The sequence below is a fragment of the Streptomyces roseoviridis genome (genome assembly GCF_039535235.1).
Taxonomy (GTDB): domain Bacteria; phylum Actinomycetota; class Actinomycetes; order Streptomycetales; family Streptomycetaceae; genus Streptomyces; species Streptomyces roseoviridis.
Genome location: NZ_BAAAWU010000001.1, coordinates 1368482 through 1385248, shown reverse-complemented (window position 1 = coordinate 1385248; position 16767 = coordinate 1368482). Strand labels below are relative to the sequence as shown.

The following is a 16767-nucleotide window of genomic DNA, read 5'->3' as shown; positions in this document are numbered from 1 at the left end:
TCCATCCGTCCCGAGACGAGAGGGAGACCGAGCACCATGACCGTCGTTCCCACCCAGACCGCCCCGGCCACTGCCTCCGGAGGCGGATCCAGCGGCCTCTACGACGTACTCGAACTGGTTCTCGACCGTGGACTGGTGATCGACGCATTCGTGCGTGTCTCGCTGGTCGGCATCGAGATCCTGAAGATCGACATACGGGTCGTCGTGGCCAGCGTCGACACCTATCTGCGCTTCGCCGAGGCGTGCAACCGCCTCGACCTGGAAGCCGGTCCGCGCAAGAACCCGGGCCTGCCCGAACTGGTCGGCGAGGCCACCGAGTCCGGTGCGCGCAGGAAGACCAAGGGCGCCCTCAGCGGCGCCGCGCAGAGCATCTCCGACGCCTTCACCCAGGCACGTGACGAGGCGGTGGAGGAGAAGAGCGGCAGCAGCTCGCGCCGGCGCGGCTCGACCCGTGGGGAGGAGAAGGAATGAGCACCTACGTCTACGTCATCGCACCCGCCGACCGGAAGGTCCCGGACGACATCGAGGGCATCGGCGACCCTCCGCGGCCGGTGCGGACCGTGCGCAGCGGCGAGTTGATGGCCCTGTGCAGCGACGCGCCCGCCGAACTCAAGCCCAAGCGCCGTGACCTGCTCGCACACCAGCACGTCGTGATCCGGGCCGGCAAGGACGGCCCGGTGCTGCCGCTGCGGTTCGGCGGGGTGTCACCCGACGACGACACCGTCGCCGCCGTCCTGGCGGAGCACCACGACCGCTACCTGGAGCGGCTGAAGGCGCTCGACGGCAAGGACGAGTTCAACGTGAAGGTGCACCACGACGAGGAGGCCGTGCTCCAGGCCGTGCTCGCCGACGACGCCGACCTGAGGGCCCGCCACGCCGCCAACAGGGCGGCGGGCGGCGGAAGCCACGAGGAGAAGCTCGCCTTCGGCGAGCTGGTGGCGCGGGCCGTCGCCGAACGGGAGAGGACCGACGCCGAACTGGTCGAACGGACCCTCACCCCGTACGCGGCCGCGGTGGTGCACGGCCCCGAGGGCACCGGTCGGCTGGCCAACCTGTCGTTCCTGGTGGAGCGCGAACGGCGGCAGGAGTTCCTGGACGCCGTGCGCGACCTGCACCAGGAGCACGCCCACCTCCAGGAGCAGGTGACGGGGCCGCTGCCCCCGTACAGCTTCGTCGAGACGGACTGACCCCATGGGACTGCTCACGGAGATCCTCCTGCTGCCCGCCGCGCCCGTGCGCGGTACCGCCTGGGTGCTGCGACAGGTCGTGGACGTGGCGGAGCGGGAGTACTACGACCCCGCCGTCGTCCAGCGGGAACTGGCCGGACTCGTGGCCGCCCTGGAGGCCGGCGAGATCGACGAGGCGGAGTTCGACCGCCGGGAGGACGCCCTCCTGGCCCGCCTGGACGCGAGGAGAACCCCATGAGCGGACACCCCCCGAGGGAGGACCGATGGCCCGTCCGATGACACCTGCCCCCCGCCTCCTCGTCGGTCTCGCCCGGGTCGCGGGCCGGTCCTCCGCCCGGCTCCACGCCCTCACCGGCGGCAGCCGCGGCCTGGCCTCGCTGACCCTGGCGGGCGCCCGGCGGGCCGGGCGCCTCCGGGGCGCCCTGCACGCCGCCGTCACCGCCGGCACCGGACGCCTCCGGCACCACGCCGGACGCGTCCGGGGCCGGGCCGGACGCCTCCGGCAGCGAGCCGGGCGGTCGCGGCACCGAGAGGAGAACGGAGCATGACGATGCCGTCGGGCCTTCCCCGCCCGTACGACGAACAATCGGCCAACCTCGCCGACATCCTGGAGCGCGTCCTCGACAAGGGCGTGGTGATCGCCGGGGACATCCGCATCAACCTCCTCGACATCGAGCTCCTCACCATCAAGCTGCGACTCGTCGTGGCGTCGGTCGAGCGGGCCAAGGAGATGGGCATCGACTGGTGGGAGCAGGACCCCGCCCTGTCGTCCCGAGCGCGGCGGGGCGAACTCGGCCGCGAGAACGAGGAACTGCGCCGCCGCATCGCCGAACTGGAGGCGAGGCAGGAGACATGAACGACGCACCCGTGCCGAAGGAGCACCTGCTGTACGTGTACGCCGTCGTCCGCTCCGCCGGAACCGGCGGGGGACCGCCCGCCGTCCCCGGCGACACGCTGGGCGGCGGCCTGACGACCGTGGAGCACCGGGGCCTGACCGCCCTCGTCGAACCGGTCCCGGCCGCCGACTTCGACGAAGCACCCCTGCGCGCCCACCTGGAGGACCTGGACTGGCTCGCCGAGGTCGCCCGCGCCCACCACGCCGTGGTCGCCGCGGCCGGGCGGCAGACCACCACCGTCCCCCTGCGCCTCGCCACCGTCTGCCGCGGCGAGCAGGGCGTGCGCCGGCTGCTCGACGAGGGGGAGCGCGGCCTGACGGACGCGCTGGACCGCCTGACGGGCGTCCACGAGTGGGGAGTCAAGCTGTACGCCGACGAGTCCACCGCCACCGGAGCGGCGCCCGCGACGGCCCCCGCCGCCGCGTCCGGCTCCGGGCGCGACTACCTGCGCCGCCGACTGGGCGAGCAGCGGGCCCGGCGGGACGCCGACGACACCGCGGCCCGTACCGCACGGGAACTGCACGACGTGCTCACCCGCGCGGCCGTGGACGCGGTCCTCCACCCGCCCCAGCAGGCGCGCCTGTCCCGGGCCCCCGGCCGGAACGTCCTCAACGCCGCCTATCTCGTCCCCGACGAACGGCAGCGGGAGTTCCTCGACGCCGTCCCGCCGGTCGAGGAGCGGCATCCCGGCCTGCGCCTGGAGATGACGGGTCCCTGGGTGCCGTACTCCTTCGTGCGGACCGGGGCCGAGGGAGGGCCGGAGCAGTGACCGACCAACGGGAGATCGCACTCGTGGACCTGCTGGACCGGCTCCTCGCGGGCGGGGTGGTCCTCGCCGGTGACCTCACCCTGCGGATCGCCGACGTCGACCTGGTGCGCATCGACCTGAAGGCGCTCATCAGCACCGTCGGCGAGACCGTGCCCTCCCCGTGGGCGGAGGTGACGCCATGACGCGGCCCCGACGCGTCGAACTCGACCCCGACACCGTCGAACGCGACCTGGCCTGCCTGGTCCTGACCGTCGTCGAGCTGCTGCGCCAGCTGATGGAGCGGCAGGCCCTGCGCCGGGTCGAGGCGGGCGACCTCAGCGAGGAGCAGGAGGAGCGGATCGGACTGACCCTCATGCTCCTGGAGGACCGGATGGCGCTGCTGCGCGAGCGCTTCGGACTGGAGCCGGAGGACCTGAACATCGACCTCGGGCCGCTCGGCAAACTCCTCTGAAGCCGGGTTTGTTCCCGTCCGGTCCGGTCAGACGCACACTATGACTGCATCGGAGAAGAGCAACGAGACCTCGTCCCGCCGCACCAACTCGGGCACCGCCTCGGCCACGGCGAAGAAGACCGTCCGTGCCGTGGAGGAGACCGGGGAGAAGGGCACCGGGACGCTGACCGCCCTCCCCGCGCCCCTCGCGGAGAAGACCCTCGCGGCCGTCCACGCCGTGCGCGGCACCGGCGACATGCTGTGGACCGCCGTACGCGCCCGCAAGGGGGTCACCGGGAGTGCGGCCGTCAGTGCCGCGGCCGCGCTCACCGGCGCGTACGCCCTGGGGCGCCGGGCCGGACTGCGGAGCCGGGGCCCGCTCTCCCGGCTCACCGGCGGACGCATCTGATCCGCCCTGAGGTCCCCCGCCGAACCGTCGAAGGCGGCGGGGGACCCCGACGAGAAGGGGCGGCTCCGGATCTCCGGAGCCGCCCCTTTCGACGTGCTTCTCGACGTGTCTTGCTCTGTCGGTCCCGCCGGTCAGGCCGGCAGGAGCGAGTCGTCCTCGGGGCGTGCACCGGGGAGCCGGTGGCGGGCGACGACGAGAGCCGTGTCGACGTCCCGGGTGCCCGTGGAGACGCAGAGGGTGTACGCGAGATCGTCCATGCGCCGGCGCACCTCCGGGCTTCCGTTCTCCGCGTGCAGCACCCTGAGCGTCTCGTACTGCTCGATCAGATTGCTCAACACCGCGGGATGGGCCATCAGCACAGTGCTTTCTCCTCTCGTCAGTACGGGCGGCCACCGCCCGGTCGAGGCGCCGCGTACCCCGCTTCCCGGGGTGTATGCACAACCCGTTCCCAGCGGTCGCCGGGGCCCGGGTCCCGGCCCGGACCGACCGTTTTCGTCCCCCGCCCCAGGGCAGACGGTGCAGAGGTGGAGCACGCCGGGCACGACGGCGTCGGTCAGATGCCGCGATTCCCGGCCGATACGGGTGAGAGCCGCCCGGACACGGCGTGGCCGGAGAGGGCTCCGGTTATGGCTGCAAGGTCCACCCCTACCGTTTCTTGGGAGTAACGATGGCGACTGAGCACTCCGACGCGGCCCCGGAACGGGGCGAAGGCGGCCTGCCGGGGAAACCGGGGCCGGTCTCTCCCAGCGTGGCCGAGCCGACGCATTCCACCGAGCCCCTGCCGGCGAAGCCGGACCAGGCAGGCCCGGAGACCGTGAGCCCGACCGGACAGGCCACCGGGGCGGCGCCGGCGCGCGTGGCGCAGAGCGGCGCCTATCTGACGACGGCCCAGGGCGCGCGCCTCCATGACACCGATCACTCGCTGAAGGCCGGAGCGCGCGGGCCGGTGCTGCTCCAGGACCACCATCTGCGGGAGAAGATCACCCACTTCGACCACGAGCGGATCCCGGAGCGGGTGGTGCACGCGCGCGGCGCCGCCGCCCACGGCGTCTTCCGCGGGTACGGCACGGCCGCCGAGGTCTGCAAGGCAGCCTTCCTGGCGAAGGACGTCGAGACGCCGGTCTTCGTGCGCTTCTCCACCGTCCTCGGCTCCCGCGGCTCCTCGGACACGGTCCGCGACACCCGCGGGTTCGCGACCAAGTTCTACACCGACGAGGGCACCTTCGACCTGGTGGGGAACAACATCCCGGTGTTCTTCATCCAGGACGCGGTCAAGTTCCCCGACATCATCCACGCGGGCAAGCCGCATCCGGACCGCGAGATCCCGCAGGCGCAGAGCGCCCACGACACCTTCTGGGACTTCGTCTCGCTGCACACCGAGGCCACCCACCACACGCTGTGGAACATGTCGGACCGCGGCATCCCGCGCTCGTACCGGATGATGGAGGGCTTCGGCGTCCACACCTTCCGGCTCGTCAACGGCGCCGGGGAGACCTCGCTGGTGAAGTTCCACTGGAAGCCGAAGCTGGGCGTGCACTCGCTGGTCTGGGAGGAGGCCCAGCTGATCAACGGCATGGACCCCGACTTCCACCGGCGGGACCTGTGCGACGCCATCGAAGCGGGCGCCTTCCCGCAGTGGGAACTCGGCATCCAGGTCTTTCCCGACACCCCCGACCAGACCTTCGAGGGGATCGACCTGCTCGACCCCACCAAGATCGTTCCCGAGGAGCGGGCCCCGGTCCAGCCGATCGGGCTGATGACCCTCAACGCCAACGTCACGAACTTCTTCGCCGAGACCGAGCAGGTCGCCTTCCACCCCGGCCACCTGGTGCCCGGCATCGACGTGACGGACGACCCGCTGCTCGCGGGACGGCTCTTCTCCTACCTCGACACCCAGATCAGCCGCCTCGGCGGGCCGAACTTCGCGCAGATCCCCGTCAACCGGCCGCAGGCCCCGGTCAACGACATGTTCCGCGACGGCATGCACCAGACCGCCGTGCACACCGGGGTGGCGCCGTACCGGCCCAACAGCCTGGACGGCGGGTGCCCCTTCACGGCCGGCGCCGACACCGGCGCCTACGTCGAGACGCCCGTGCGGGTGTCCGAGGCACGGAAGGTCCGCGAGGCGCCCGCCTCCTTCGAGGACCACTTCACCCAGCCGCGGCTGTTCTGGCTCAGCATGACCCCGACCGAGCGCGAGCACATCATCGCCGCGTACACCTTCGAACTGGGCAAGTGCTACGAGCAGGCGGTCAAGGAACGGGCCCTCGGCGTCCTCGCCAACATCGACCCGGTGCTGTGCGAGCAGGTCGCCGCGGGCCTCGGACTGCCGGCCCCCGAGCCGACGGTCCCGCTCGCCGACGTGGAGGCCAGCCCCGCGCTGTCCCAGCTGGGCGCCGCCTGGCCGACCGACGGCCGCGTCGTCGGCATCGTCGCCGACAAGGCGGCCGACCTGTCCGGCGTACGGGCGGCCCGCCAGGCCGTCCTGGACGCCGGCATGACCCCGCTCGTCATCGCCCCGGCCGGCGGCACCCTCGACGGCGACGGCGAACCCGTCACGGTACAGCGGACCTTCGCCACCGCCCGCTCCGTCGAGTTCGACGCCCTCCTCCTGGCCGGCGCGCCCGCGGCGGGCGCCGACGCCTACGGCGCCCGCGACGCCAAGGCCGGCTCCCCGCTCGCCCAGGGCACCGACCCGCGGGTCCTGCTGCTGCTCACCGAGGCGTACCGGCACGGCAAGGCCGTCGGCGGATGGAACGGCGCCTCGGCGCTGCTCCAGTCCGCCGGCATCGACCCGGGCGGCCCCGGCGTCATCACGGCCGAGAGCGGTACGGCCGCCGTGGCCGCGACCACGGAGGCCCTGGCCCGCCACCGCGCCTGGGACAGGTTCCCGCCCGCCCTCTGACGCCCGCGCCCCGCCCCCGGCACCGGCCGGCCCCGCTCCCGCACGTCCCCGGAGCGAACCGGCCCGAACGGCCGGGGGCGGCGCTCCACCCGCCGGGTCCGGCCCCGCGTGCCGGACCCGCTGGTCAGCGACGCCGGGCGTCGGCGAGGATAGGGGCACCACCTGTCCCCGAGCGCGCGAGGAGCGACGTCAGATGCCCACGTCCGGGGCCGGTTCCAGACCGCCGACGATCGCCGACGTCGCCACCGCCGCCGGAGTCTCGCGCACCACCGTGTCGCACGCGCTCAACGGGCTCGGCAAGGTCGACCCCCGCACCCGGGAGCGGATCAAGAAGGTGGCCGCCGAGCTCGGTTACCGGCCCAATCTGCGGGCGCAGCGGCTGCGCCGCGGCCGGGCGCAGGCCATCGCGCTCGCCTCGTCCATGCCGTTCGCCGTGGCCGCGGGTCCCTCCCGGCTCGGCTTCTACATGGAGATCGCCGCCGCGGCCGCCGAGAGCGCCCTGCTGCACGAGTACGCGCTGGTCCTCGTGCCCCCCGTGCGCTCCGGTTCCGGCCTGCACTCGGCCGACATCGACGGAGCCATCGTCGTGGAGCCGGACGTCGACGACGCGGCGGTGGCCGACCTGAAGGAGCGCGGACTGCCCTACGTGGCGCTCGGCAGGCCCGTGTCGCCCGACGAGGCGGCCCCGTACGTCGATCTGCGCGGCGGACTCGTCACCGAGAAGCTCCTCGCCCACCTGCGCGAACAGGGCGCCCGCCGGCCGGCGCTGATCATCGGGTCCGGGCGACGGCACACGGCGGTCGACGCCCGCGCCGCGTACGAACGGCTCGCCGCGGACCACGGCTGGGAACCGGTCGTGGCGGCCGCGCCCGAGGCCGGCGGCGAGGAGGCCGGCTACCGGTGCTGCGCGGAACTGCTCGCCCGCCACCCCGACACCGACGCCGTGTGCGCGCTCGTGGACGCCTTCGCCGTCGGCGCGGTCCGGGCGATCCGGGACAGCGGGCGCAGCGTCCCCGGCGACGTCATGGTCGTCACCCGGTACGACGGCCTGCGCGCCCGCACCTGCGAGCCGCCGCTCACCGCCGTCGACCTCCGCCTCGACCGGGCGGCCGCCGACGCGGTGGACCTGCTGCTCGGACGGCTGCGCGGCGAGGTGACCACCGGCGCGGTGGTCACCTCGCCCGAGCCCCGGGTGGTGCCGCGGGCCTCCTCGCTGCGCCTCACCCCCCGAGGATGAGGACCACACCGGAGACCAGGGCGAACCCGAGCACGAACAGCCGTGTCCTGGACGCGTTCATCCGGTGGCTCACCAGGCGGCTCGCCCACGCGCCCACGGCGATCGCCGGCAGCAGCGTGAGCGCCCAGCCCAGATCCCCGGGATTCCCCTTCCCCGTGGCCAACAGCAGCCCCAGCGAGGCCAGTTCGCCGACGAGGAAGCAGGCGGCGACGGTGGAGCGCAGCTCGGCCGCCGGCCGGTGCTGGTAGACCAGGGCCAGCGGCGGCCCCCCGACCCCGGTGGCCGTCTCCGTCAGGCCGGTCACCGCACCCGCGCCGAGGTAGGCGGCCCGGCCGGGGGCGAACGCGGGCGCGGCGAGGCTCACGACCGCCGCGAGCACGGTGGCGATCCCCACGAAGAGCCCGAGGCCGCGCTCGGGGATCAGCCAGAGCAGCGCGAGGCCGGCGGGTGCGGTGACGAGCCGTGCCGCGGTGATCCAGCCGGCCCCGCGCCAGTCGAGGAAGGCCCGTTCGCGCCAGGCGACGTACGCGTTGAGCGGGATCATCGCCGCCAGTACGAACACGGGCAGCAGGCCGGGCGTCAGCATCCCCGCCACGGGCGCGACGATCAGCGCGAAGCCGAGACCGCTGCTGCCCTGTACAAACGCGGCGACGGCCACGGTGAGGGCGAGGATGGCCAGCGTGGTGGTGCTCATGGTGCGGTGCTCCTCAGGCGGGCCGCCGTGGACGTCGGGTGCGCCCGGGTGACGGGCGCGCGTTCCACCGTGGCGCGGGCCAGTTCGACCGCGCGGCTCACCAGCGCGGCGCCGTCCCAGGCCGTGGGCCGGCCGTGCCACAGGCGCAGTCGGCCGCCGACGAACACGGCGGTGATCTGGTCCCGGTTGCCGCGGCGCACCAGCTCCCAGGGCAGGTCCCAGGAGAGCGCCAGCTCGGGGTGGGTGACGTCGACGAGGAGGAAGTCGGCGGCCAGGCCCTCGGCGACGGTGCCCGTCCGGGCGCCGAGACCGACGGCGTCGGCGCCGCCCCGGGTGGCGTGCTCCAGCCAGGTCCAGCCGGCGCCGCACGAGGAGTCGCCGCTGGCCAGGCCGTACGCGATCCGCTGGGCGAACTCGGCCGCCTCGGCGAGGCGGAACCCGTCGCCCCGGGTGCCGTCGGTGCCGAGGCCGAAGCGGACGCCGCGCTCGGCCATGGCGAGGGCCGGGGCGACGGCGTTGCCCTTCCAGGCGCTGGCCACCGGGTTGTAGCTGACGGCGGTCCCGGTGTCGGCGAGCAGGGTCAGCTCGCCCGGCGTGAGCAGGGTGGCGTGCGCGGCGAGCAGATGGGGTCCCAACGCCCCTACGCGGTGCAGGTGTTCGAGCGGACGCAGGCCGTGCCGCAGCAGGGAACGCTCGACACCGGCCAGATGTTCGTTGACGTGGATCTGTACGGTGGCGCCCGCCTGCGCCGCGAGTCGGGCGACGCGCCGCAGGGTCGCGGACCGTGCCGCCTCGGGGACGGAGACGGCGAGCGAGGCGTGGACGAGCGGGTCGCCCTCGTAGCGGGCGAGGTGCTTGTCCGCGCGGTCGAGGACGGCGGGGTCGGCGTCCTCGGCGTGATCGCCGGCGACGTCGTCGGCGTCGTTGCAGACCAGTCCGAGCACGCAGCGGACGCCGGCGTCCCGCGTGGCCGAGGCCACCACCTCCATGTCCACGGCGGCCCGGGTGCCCGCGTCGGCGACCGTCGTGAAACCGCCGCGCAGCGCCTCGAGCGCCGCCAACTTGGCCGCGACGTAGGCCGATTCCTCGTCGAGGGCGCGCTCCAGCGGCACCCACACCCGGCGGAAGATCTCCGAGGGCTCCCCGAAGGCGAGCGCGGAGCCGAAGCTCTGGGTGAGGTGGTGGTGGGCGTCGACGAAGCCGGGCATCAGGAGGTGGCCGGGCAGTCGTACGCTCTCCAGGTGCGGATGGGTGCGCCGGAGCTCCTCCACGGGGCCGACGGCACGGAACGAGCCGTCGGCGACGACGACCCCGTGGCCGTCGGCGGGCCCTGCCGGCAGCAGGACGGCGTCCGGTTCCAGGAACAGGGGGCCGGGGGCGTCGAGCAGTGCGCGGGTGCTGGGGTTCATCGGTCGCTTTCCGTGCGGCGGGTGGCCAGGCGTGCGGCGAGGCCCGGCCTGACGTGGTGGAAGAGGAGGTTGAGGACGGCGGCGGTGAACGCGCCGACGGCGACGCCGCTTTCGAGGAGGATGCGGAGGTTCGGCGGGAAGCCCGCGTACACGCCCGGGATGAGGATGGGCAGGAGGCCCAGCGCGAGGGCGACGGCGCAGACGAAGGTGTGGGTGTGCCGGTCGAGGTGGGAGCGGCCGAGCATCTGCACGCCGAGCACGGTGATGACCGCGAAGACGACCATGGCGGTGCCGCCGACGACCGCCGACGGGATGACGCTGATCGCGCGGGTCACGGGGGCGAGGAAGCCGATGACGATGAGGACCGCTCCGGCCGCCGCGGTGACGAAACGGCTGCGCACTCCGGTGACCCGGACGATGCCGATGTTCTCGCCGCTGGTCACCATCAGCGGCAGGCCGAAGCAGCCGCCGAGGAGCGAGGTGAGGGCGTCGCCGCGGATGGTCGCCGGTACGGCGGTGCGCCGGTCGACCTCCTTGCCGACGGCCTCGGCGTTGATGACGGTCTGGCCGGTCGCCTCCGCCATCGACGCGAGGCTGTAGAGCATCAGCGGCAGTGCGGCGAGCAGGTTGAACTGGGGCGAGCCGAACGGCATCGCCTGCGGCAGGCTGACCAGGCCGCCCTCCGCGACGCGGCCGAGGTCCATGTGGCCGAGGAGGGCGGCGAGCGCGGTGCCGGCCAGGAGCCCCAGCATGACGGCGAGTTGCCGCAGGACTCCGGTGAACAGCAGGTAGAAGACGACGGTGAAGCCGATCGTCGCCATGCCGAGGAGCAGGTTCGTGGTGTCGGCGAAACCGGGGCTGCCGGGCCGGCCGGTGACGAGGAGCGCGCCGACCTTCACCAGGTTGACGCCCACGATGACGATCATCGTGCCGATGACGAGGGCCGGGAAGAACGCCAGCAGCCGGGAGAAGACGGGCAGTACGACGAAGTAGAAGGCCGCGGTGAGGATCACGGCGCCGGTGGCCGTGCGCAGGCCGTGCTGTTCGGCGATGGCCAGGAAGAGGATCAGCGGTGCGCCGCCCGGCAGCATCACGAACGGCAGCCGGGGGCCGAACTTCCACGGGCCGAGGGACTGGACGAGCGAGCCGATCCCGGAGAGGACGAAGGCCGCCGAGAGCAGGTCGACGGTCAGCCCGGCGTCGAGCCGGAGGGTGGCGCTCATCAGGAAGACCGCCGAGATCGGCGTGGCGGCCATGACGAGGACGTGCTGGATCCCGAAGAGCAGGATGCGGCCCAGCGGGCGGGACTCGTCGACGGGGTGGACGGGGGCGGTGGACTCCGGCGCCGGTGGCTGATCCGTACCGGGAAGGGTCTGGCGGGGACTGGACACGTTCGAGCTCCGTTCGGCGTTCGACACGTCGTGGTTCAGCCGCGATCCGGCCCTGGACGGGGAGCCGAGCGAGGTGGCCAAATCGATTTGGCCGTCAGTATGTGAGGCGCCCCGGAGGTCGTCAAGGGGTGCGGGCGACGAGAGCCGTCCCGGCGGACCGGGCTGACGAGGCATCAGGAACGACAACGAAATCCGTAGCCCGGCGAGCCCTGCGCCATCGATTCGTAAGTTACCAGGGGGTTTTGCTTCAAGAAGCGGGGGCCGACGCCTTGCGTGATGGCCCGCCCGTCGGGAAGGATCTGACTCCGGCCCGGGCCCTTCGCCCCGCGGCCCCCTCATGCCTCCATGTCTGGACGCCTGGCAGCGCACGGTAACCCCGGGCCGCCGGCCGGTGGACCGCCCGATCCGCGCGGCCACCCGGATGCTCCCTTGGAGGCCCCCACCCCGACCCGGCGCCCCGGTCCCGCCGGCGTCCCCGCGTCCCGTTCTCCTCTCATTCACCTACCCCCAAGGCAAGGCAGAGATGGCACCACTGTCCTCGCGCCGGCGACCCCTCACCACCGGCCACCCGGTGGACGAGGTCCTCCCGCTCCCCACCCTCGCGCTCTACGGATTCCAGCACGTCCTGGCCTTCTACGCCGGTGCCGTGCTCGTACCGGTGATCCTGGGCAGCAGCCTCGGCCTCTCGCGGCAGGAACTCGTCTACCTCATCAACGCCGACCTGGTCACCGCCGGCATCGCCACCATCATCCAGGCCTGGGGCTTCTGGCGGATCGGCGCCCGGCTGCCGCTCGTCCAGGGCGCGACCTTCACGGCCGTCTCGCCGATGATCGCCATCGGCCAGGGCGCGGGCGGCGGCACCGCCGGCCTCCTGGTCGTGTACGGCGCCGTGATCACCGGCGGCGTCGCCGCCTTCCTCTTCGCCCCGTTCGCCGGACGCCTGACCGCGTACTTCCCCCCGATCGTCACCGGCACCCTCCTCACCGTCATCGGCGTCGTCCTCATCCCGGTGGCCCTCCAGGACGTCGGCGGCGGCGCGGCCCTCATGGGCGGCCCCGGCTACGGAGACCCCGCCCACCTCGCGTACGCGGGCGGAACCCTGCTGTTCATCCTGCTCGTGGTGCGCTTCGGCGGCCCCTTCCTGCGCAGCGTCGCGGTGCTGCTCGGACTCGTCGGCGGGACCACCGTCGCCTGGCTGCTCGGCGACGTCGAGTTCGGCACGGTCCACCAGGCCGACTGGCTGGGCGTCAGCACCCCCTTCCACTTCGGCCTGCCGCAGTTCTCGGTCTTCCCCATGCTGGCGATGGTCGTCGTCATGCTCATCACCATGGTCGAGACGACCGGGGACGTGTACGCCATGGGCGAGATCACCGGCCGCAAGGTCGATGGCGAGACGGTCAGCCGCGCGCTGCGCGCCGACGGCGTCGCCACCGTCCTCGGCGGGGTGTTCAACTCCTTCCCGTACGTGGCGTTCGCCGAGAACATCGGCCTGGTCCGCATCTCCCGCGTCACCAGCCGCTTCGTCGTCGTCGCGGCCGGCGTCCTCATGATCGGCCTCGGCCTGGTGCCCAAGGCCGGCGCCCTGGTCGCCTCCGTCCCGCACCCGGTGCTCGGCGCGGCGGCCGTCGCCATGTTCGGCATGGTCGCCACCGTCGGCATCCAGATCCTCGCCAAGGTCGACCTGCGCGAGGAGCGCAACGCCGTCATCCTGGCCGTCAGCCTCGGCGCCGCCATGCTCCCGACGGCCGTCGCGCCCTTCTTCGAGCGCATGCCGACCGAAGTGCGGGCCGTCCTCGGCAGCGGCATCACCCTCGGCACCCTCACGGCCGTCCTGCTGAACCTGTTCTTCCACGTCCTGGAGAGCCGCCGCACCCGGCAGGACATCGACTGGGACGGCCTGGCCGCGTACGACGACGGGACCGGACCGCAGACCACCACGGCCCGCTGACCCCCACCGCTCCCCGGCGCCACCGCTCCGGGAAGCGCCCACCGAGGTGATCCGCACGTGTCCCACCCTCCCTTCTCTCCCGCCCAGGCCCGCGCCGCGCGCGAGCGCATCGGCCTGGACCCCGGACAGGTCGTCTCCGTCATGGCGCAGCTGGGAGTGCGCCGCCCCGTGGCGGTCCTCCTGGCATGGGAGTCGGGGGCGATGGCGCCGACCGAGGCCGAACTCTTCGCGCTCGCCGACGCGCTGTGGTGCCCGGTGCCCGTCCTGATGGACCTGCGGCCGCGATCCCTGCGCGAACACCGCCTGGCCCGGCAGCTCACCGCCGAGCGGCTGGCCCGGCGCATCGGCATGGACCCGCGCGACTACCTGCGTGCCGAGCGGGAGCACCGCTGGAACGGCACCGACCGGCAGACGCTCCTGCTCGCCGACTCCCTCGGCCTCGAGGCGGACGAACTGCGCGGCGTCATCGGCCGCGCCGGGGAACTCGACGGCCTGCTCCGCCAGGCCGTCGAAGGCCGCTGGAAACAGCACACCGCCACCCTCGCCCGTCTCCTCGGCACCCGCGAGCGGCCGGTGGCCCACGCGCTGCGGACGCTGCACCAGGAGTACGCCCGTTTCAACGAGCGCTACATGGGCCACCTCGTCGCCCGCAGCGACGACACCCGCCTGAAGGAGATCGCCACGGAACGGGCCGCGTGGCTGAACGCCCTGTCCGACCGCTTCCTCGACCTCGTCGGCCACGACTCGCCGCCACCCTCCGCGCCCTGACGGACACGGGCGTTCAAAATGACGGACAGCGGGTATATCGGCCTGTTCGGCGCCGGCCGGGCGCCCGCGCTCCGCGGACGCGGGCCCGCAACCGCGGCTTCACGGCGGTGAGAACCCCATGACCCAGTGCAAGATCCCCGACTACCGCACCGGCCACCGCGGCCGGCACTGGACCCACGCCCTGCGGTACGCGCAGAAGACGGGGGCTGTCATCGTCACCGACGACACCGGCGAACCCGTCGTCTACGCGCACGAGCAGTCCGGGCCCGGCCGCTTCAGGCCCTGGATCACCCCGACGGGCACCCGTTACGACAGCCACGACGTCCACCCCGAATGGTGACCCCGGCGGCCCGGGGGGCGCCCGCGGATCAGCCGCGTGGACGCCCGCGCCCCCCTCCGCCGAACGGATGATGTTCGGGGGGCGGCCCCGCGTACCCGCAGGTCAGCGCCGGTGTGATGAAGCGACTGAGGCCGGGCGGCCGTGTCCTGGCGGCCCCGCCGCAGGCCACCTGGCTAAGGTCGCTCCGCCCCGCGTTCACCCCGTCGCCCTCACCGGAGTTCCCATGGTCACGTCCACGGAGCCGCCCACCCTCGTACCGGTGGAAAGGAGGAGCAGGGGACAGATCGTCGTGGACTGGCTGACCACGACGGACCACAAGAAGATCGGGCACCTCTACCTGATCACGTCCTTCGTCTTCTTCCTGCTCGGCGGCCTGCTGGCGCTGGTGATCCGCGCGGAACTGGCGCGGCCGGGTCTGCAGATCGTCTCGGCGGAGCAGTACAACCAGGCGTTCACCCTGCACGGCACGGTGATGCTGCTGCTCTTCGCGACACCCACCTTCGCCGGCTTCGCCAACGCGATCATGCCCCTGCAGATCGGCTCGCCGGACGTGGCCTTCCCCCGCCTGAACATGTTCTCGTACTGGCTGTTCCTCTTCGGCGGCCTGATCGCGTTCGCGGGGATCTTCACCACGCAGGGCACCGCCGACTTCGGCTGGACCGCCTACACGCCGCTCAGCGGCGGCGAACGCACGCCCTACGTCGGCGGTGACATGTGGATCATGGGACTCGCGCTCGGCGGCTTCGGCACGATCCTGGGCGCGGTCAACTTCATCACCACGATCATCTGCATGCGCGCTCCGGGCATGACGATGTTCCGAATGCCGATCTTCACCTGGAACGTCCTGCTGACGTCGGTGCTCGTCCTGCTCGCCTTCCCGGTCCTGGCGGCGGCCCTGTTCGCGCTGGAGGCCGACCGGCAGTTCGGCGCGCACGTCTACGACCCGGCCAACGGCGGAGCCCTGCTCTGGCAGCACCTGTTCTGGTTCTTCGGGCACCCCGAGGTCTACATCATCGCCCTGCCGTTCTTCGGCATCGTCAGCGAGATCTTCCCCGTCTTCTCCCGCAAGCCGCTCTTCGGCTACATCGGGCTGGTCGCGGCGACGATCGCCATCGCGGGCCTGTCGGTCACCGTCTGGGCGCACCACATGTTCGCCACCGGCGCGGTGCTGCTGCCCTTCTTCTCCTTCATGACCTTCCTCATCGCGGTGCCGACCGGCGTGAAGTTCTTCAACTGGATCGGCACGATGTGGAAGGGATCGCTCTCCTTCGAGACGCCGATGCTGTGGTCGATCGGCTTCCTCGTCACCTTCCTGTTCGGCGGCCTCACCGGCATCATCCTCGCCTCGCCCCCGATGGACTTCCACGTCACCGACACGTACTTCGTCGTCGCGCACTTCCACTACGTGGTCTTCGGCACGGTCGTCTTCGCGATGTTCGCCGGCTTCTACTTCTGGTGGCCGAAGATGACCGGCACGATGCTCGACGAACGCCTCGGGAAGATCCACTTCTGGTCGCTGTTCGTCGGCTTCCACGGCACCTTCCTCGTGCAGCACTGGCTCGGAGCGGAAGGAATGCCCCGCCGTTACGCCGACTATCTGCACGCCGACGGCTTCACCGCGCTCAACACCGTCTCCTCCATCGGCGCCTTCCTCCTCGGCATGTCCACGCTGCCGTTCTTCTACAACGTCTGGAAGACGGCCAAGACCGCCCCGCGCGTCACCGTCGACGACCCCTGGGGCTTCGGCCGCTCCCTGGAGTGGGCCACCTCCTGCCCACCGCCCCGCCACAACTTCCTCACCCTGCCGCGCATCCGCTCCGAATCGCCCGCCTTCGACCTCAACTTCCCGAGCCTCGCGGCCCTCGACTACGGCCGCGCGCACAAGCGGGACGTCATCGACGATCCCGGCGCGGCGCAGAAGCCCCAGGGCGGCCGGGACGCATGACCGTGCCGAGCCGTGGTGAGCCGTACGGCTCCGTGGACCACGAGGACGACGGCGGCTCACCGCGGCCGACCGGGCACCCGGCCGGCGACCGGCACGCCCTCACGGCGGAGGCCGCCGCCGGCATCAACCGGCTCGAGGGCTACCTGCTCGCCCAGCGCGCCCGCGACGAGGCCGCTGAGGCCGGCCTCGCCTTCGCCCGCCGGCTGCCCTGGCTGGGTGCCCGGGAGGAGGCGGAGGCGGCCCGCCTGTTCGAGCAGGAGTACCTGGCCCTGCGGCGCCGGATGCTGCAGGCCACCGTCGCCCGCGCGGAGGAGCTCCGGGAGGAGTACGGCCGGCGCTACGCGCTCCTGCGCCGCCGACTGGTCGCCACCGCCCTGGGCCTCGGCGGCGCCCTGTCGGCGGTGCTGGCGGTCGTGGTGCGCGGCGTCGGTTAGGCGGT

The 16767-nt window shown here is 72.9% G+C and carries 20 protein-coding genes; 16 read left to right on the top strand and 4 right to left on the bottom strand.

Annotated elements, in window-relative coordinates:
* Nucleotides 1-36 precede the first annotated feature (36 nt).
* The 9 genes from ABD954_RS06295 to ABD954_RS06255 are packed head-to-tail and all read left to right on the top strand — an operon-like array spanning nt 37 to nt 3691.
* Nucleotides 37-471, top strand: coding sequence for a gas vesicle structural protein GvpA (locus ABD954_RS06295; protein WP_345484784.1), 435 nt, complete (start codon nt 37-39; stop codon nt 469-471).
* Nucleotides 468-1187 carry a GvpL/GvpF family gas vesicle protein gene (locus ABD954_RS06290; RefSeq protein ID WP_345484783.1) on the top strand — a complete coding sequence of 240 codons (720 nt, stop codon included), beginning with the start codon at nt 468-470 and terminating at the stop codon, nt 1185-1187. The genes ABD954_RS06295 and ABD954_RS06290 overlap by 4 nt, the downstream gene beginning before the upstream one ends.
* 4 nt (nt 1188-1191) lie before the next feature.
* Nucleotides 1192-1425: a gas vesicle protein GvpG gene (locus tag ABD954_RS06285; protein ID WP_345484782.1), complete on the top strand. Its 234-nt coding sequence runs from the start codon at nt 1192-1194 to the stop codon at nt 1423-1425.
* Between the two features lie 25 nt (nt 1426-1450).
* Entirely contained in the window at nt 1451-1735 is a 285-nt protein-coding gene (locus ABD954_RS06280; protein ID WP_345484781.1) for a hypothetical protein, read from the top strand.
* Nucleotides 1732-2043: a gas vesicle protein gene (locus ABD954_RS06275; RefSeq protein ID WP_345484780.1), complete on the top strand. Its 312-nt coding sequence runs from the start codon at nt 1732-1734 to the stop codon at nt 2041-2043. Before ABD954_RS06280 ends, ABD954_RS06275 begins: the two co-directional genes overlap by 4 nt.
* Entirely contained in the window at nt 2040-2852 is an 813-nt protein-coding gene (locus tag ABD954_RS06270; protein WP_345484779.1) for a GvpL/GvpF family gas vesicle protein, read from the top strand. Before ABD954_RS06275 ends, ABD954_RS06270 begins: the two co-directional genes overlap by 4 nt.
* A complete protein-coding gene (locus tag ABD954_RS06265; protein WP_345484778.1) occupies nt 2849-3034 on the top strand; it encodes a gas vesicle protein in 186 nt (61 codons plus the stop codon). Before ABD954_RS06270 ends, ABD954_RS06265 begins: the two co-directional genes overlap by 4 nt.
* The gene (locus ABD954_RS06260) at nt 3031-3303 is read left to right on the top strand and encodes a gas vesicle protein K (protein WP_345484777.1); all 273 of its coding nucleotides are present in this window, start codon (nt 3031-3033) and stop codon (nt 3301-3303) included. The genes ABD954_RS06265 and ABD954_RS06260 overlap by 4 nt, the downstream gene beginning before the upstream one ends.
* Nucleotides 3304-3343: 40 nt before the next feature.
* Nucleotides 3344-3691 carry a hypothetical protein gene (locus ABD954_RS06255; RefSeq protein ID WP_345484776.1) on the top strand — a complete coding sequence of 116 codons (348 nt, stop codon included), beginning with the start codon at nt 3344-3346 and terminating at the stop codon, nt 3689-3691.
* A gap of 131 nt (nt 3692-3822) precedes the next feature.
* On the opposite strand, the gene ABD954_RS06250 is transcribed toward ABD954_RS06255, so the two are convergent.
* Entirely contained in the window at nt 3823-4050 is a 228-nt protein-coding gene (locus tag ABD954_RS06250; protein ID WP_345484775.1) for a DUF5133 domain-containing protein, read from the bottom strand.
* Nucleotides 4051-4358: 308 nt separating this feature from the next.
* Between ABD954_RS06250 and ABD954_RS06245 the strand changes: the two genes are divergently transcribed.
* Entirely contained in the window at nt 4359-6596 is a 2238-nt protein-coding gene (locus ABD954_RS06245) for a catalase (RefSeq protein WP_345484774.1), read from the top strand.
* A gap of 193 nt (nt 6597-6789) precedes the next feature.
* Nucleotides 6790-7833 carry a LacI family DNA-binding transcriptional regulator gene (locus ABD954_RS06240; protein ID WP_345484773.1) on the top strand — a complete coding sequence of 348 codons (1044 nt, stop codon included), beginning with the start codon at nt 6790-6792 and terminating at the stop codon, nt 7831-7833.
* Here the strand turns inward: ABD954_RS06240 and ABD954_RS06235 are convergent.
* From ABD954_RS06235 to ABD954_RS06225, 3 genes are read right to left on the bottom strand one after another with little or no spacing between them, the layout of a single operon-like run.
* Complete coding sequence (locus ABD954_RS06235; protein ID WP_345484772.1) at nt 7817-8527, bottom strand: sulfite exporter TauE/SafE family protein; 711 nt, start codon at nt 8525-8527, stop codon at nt 7817-7819. The two genes, ABD954_RS06240 and ABD954_RS06235, sit on opposite strands and share 17 nt — an antisense overlap.
* Nucleotides 8524-9936 carry an amidohydrolase family protein gene (locus ABD954_RS06230; protein WP_345484771.1) on the bottom strand — a complete coding sequence of 471 codons (1413 nt, stop codon included), beginning with the start codon at nt 9934-9936 and terminating at the stop codon, nt 8524-8526. Before ABD954_RS06230 ends, ABD954_RS06235 begins: the two co-directional genes overlap by 4 nt.
* Nucleotides 9933-11327 (bottom strand): uracil-xanthine permease family protein, encoded by a 1395-nt coding sequence (locus ABD954_RS06225; protein ID WP_345484770.1) that lies wholly within the window; start codon nt 11325-11327, stop codon nt 9933-9935. The genes ABD954_RS06230 and ABD954_RS06225 overlap by 4 nt, the downstream gene beginning before the upstream one ends.
* Nucleotides 11328-11850: 523 nt before the next feature.
* On the opposite strand from ABD954_RS06225, the gene ABD954_RS06220 reads away from it, so the two are divergent.
* From ABD954_RS06220 to ABD954_RS06200, 5 genes are all read left to right on the top strand, one after another.
* The gene (locus ABD954_RS06220) at nt 11851-13275 is read left to right on the top strand and encodes a nucleobase:cation symporter-2 family protein (RefSeq protein ID WP_345484769.1); all 1425 of its coding nucleotides are present in this window, start codon (nt 11851-11853) and stop codon (nt 13273-13275) included.
* A gap of 57 nt (nt 13276-13332) precedes the next feature.
* Nucleotides 13333-14043, top strand: coding sequence for a helix-turn-helix transcriptional regulator (locus ABD954_RS06215; RefSeq protein ID WP_345484768.1), 711 nt, complete (start codon nt 13333-13335; stop codon nt 14041-14043).
* A gap of 118 nt (nt 14044-14161) precedes the next feature.
* Nucleotides 14162-14383 (top strand): hypothetical protein, encoded by a 222-nt coding sequence (locus tag ABD954_RS06210; RefSeq protein ID WP_345484767.1) that lies wholly within the window; start codon nt 14162-14164, stop codon nt 14381-14383.
* 223 nt (nt 14384-14606) lie between these two features.
* Nucleotides 14607-16328: an aa3-type cytochrome oxidase subunit I gene (gene ctaD, locus ABD954_RS06205; RefSeq protein WP_345484766.1), complete on the top strand. Its 1722-nt coding sequence runs from the start codon at nt 14607-14609 to the stop codon at nt 16326-16328.
* Nucleotides 16325-16762, top strand: coding sequence for a hypothetical protein (locus ABD954_RS06200; RefSeq protein ID WP_345484765.1), 438 nt, complete (start codon nt 16325-16327; stop codon nt 16760-16762). The genes ctaD and ABD954_RS06200 overlap by 4 nt, the downstream gene beginning before the upstream one ends.
* The last annotated feature ends 5 nt before the right edge of the window (nt 16763-16767 follow it).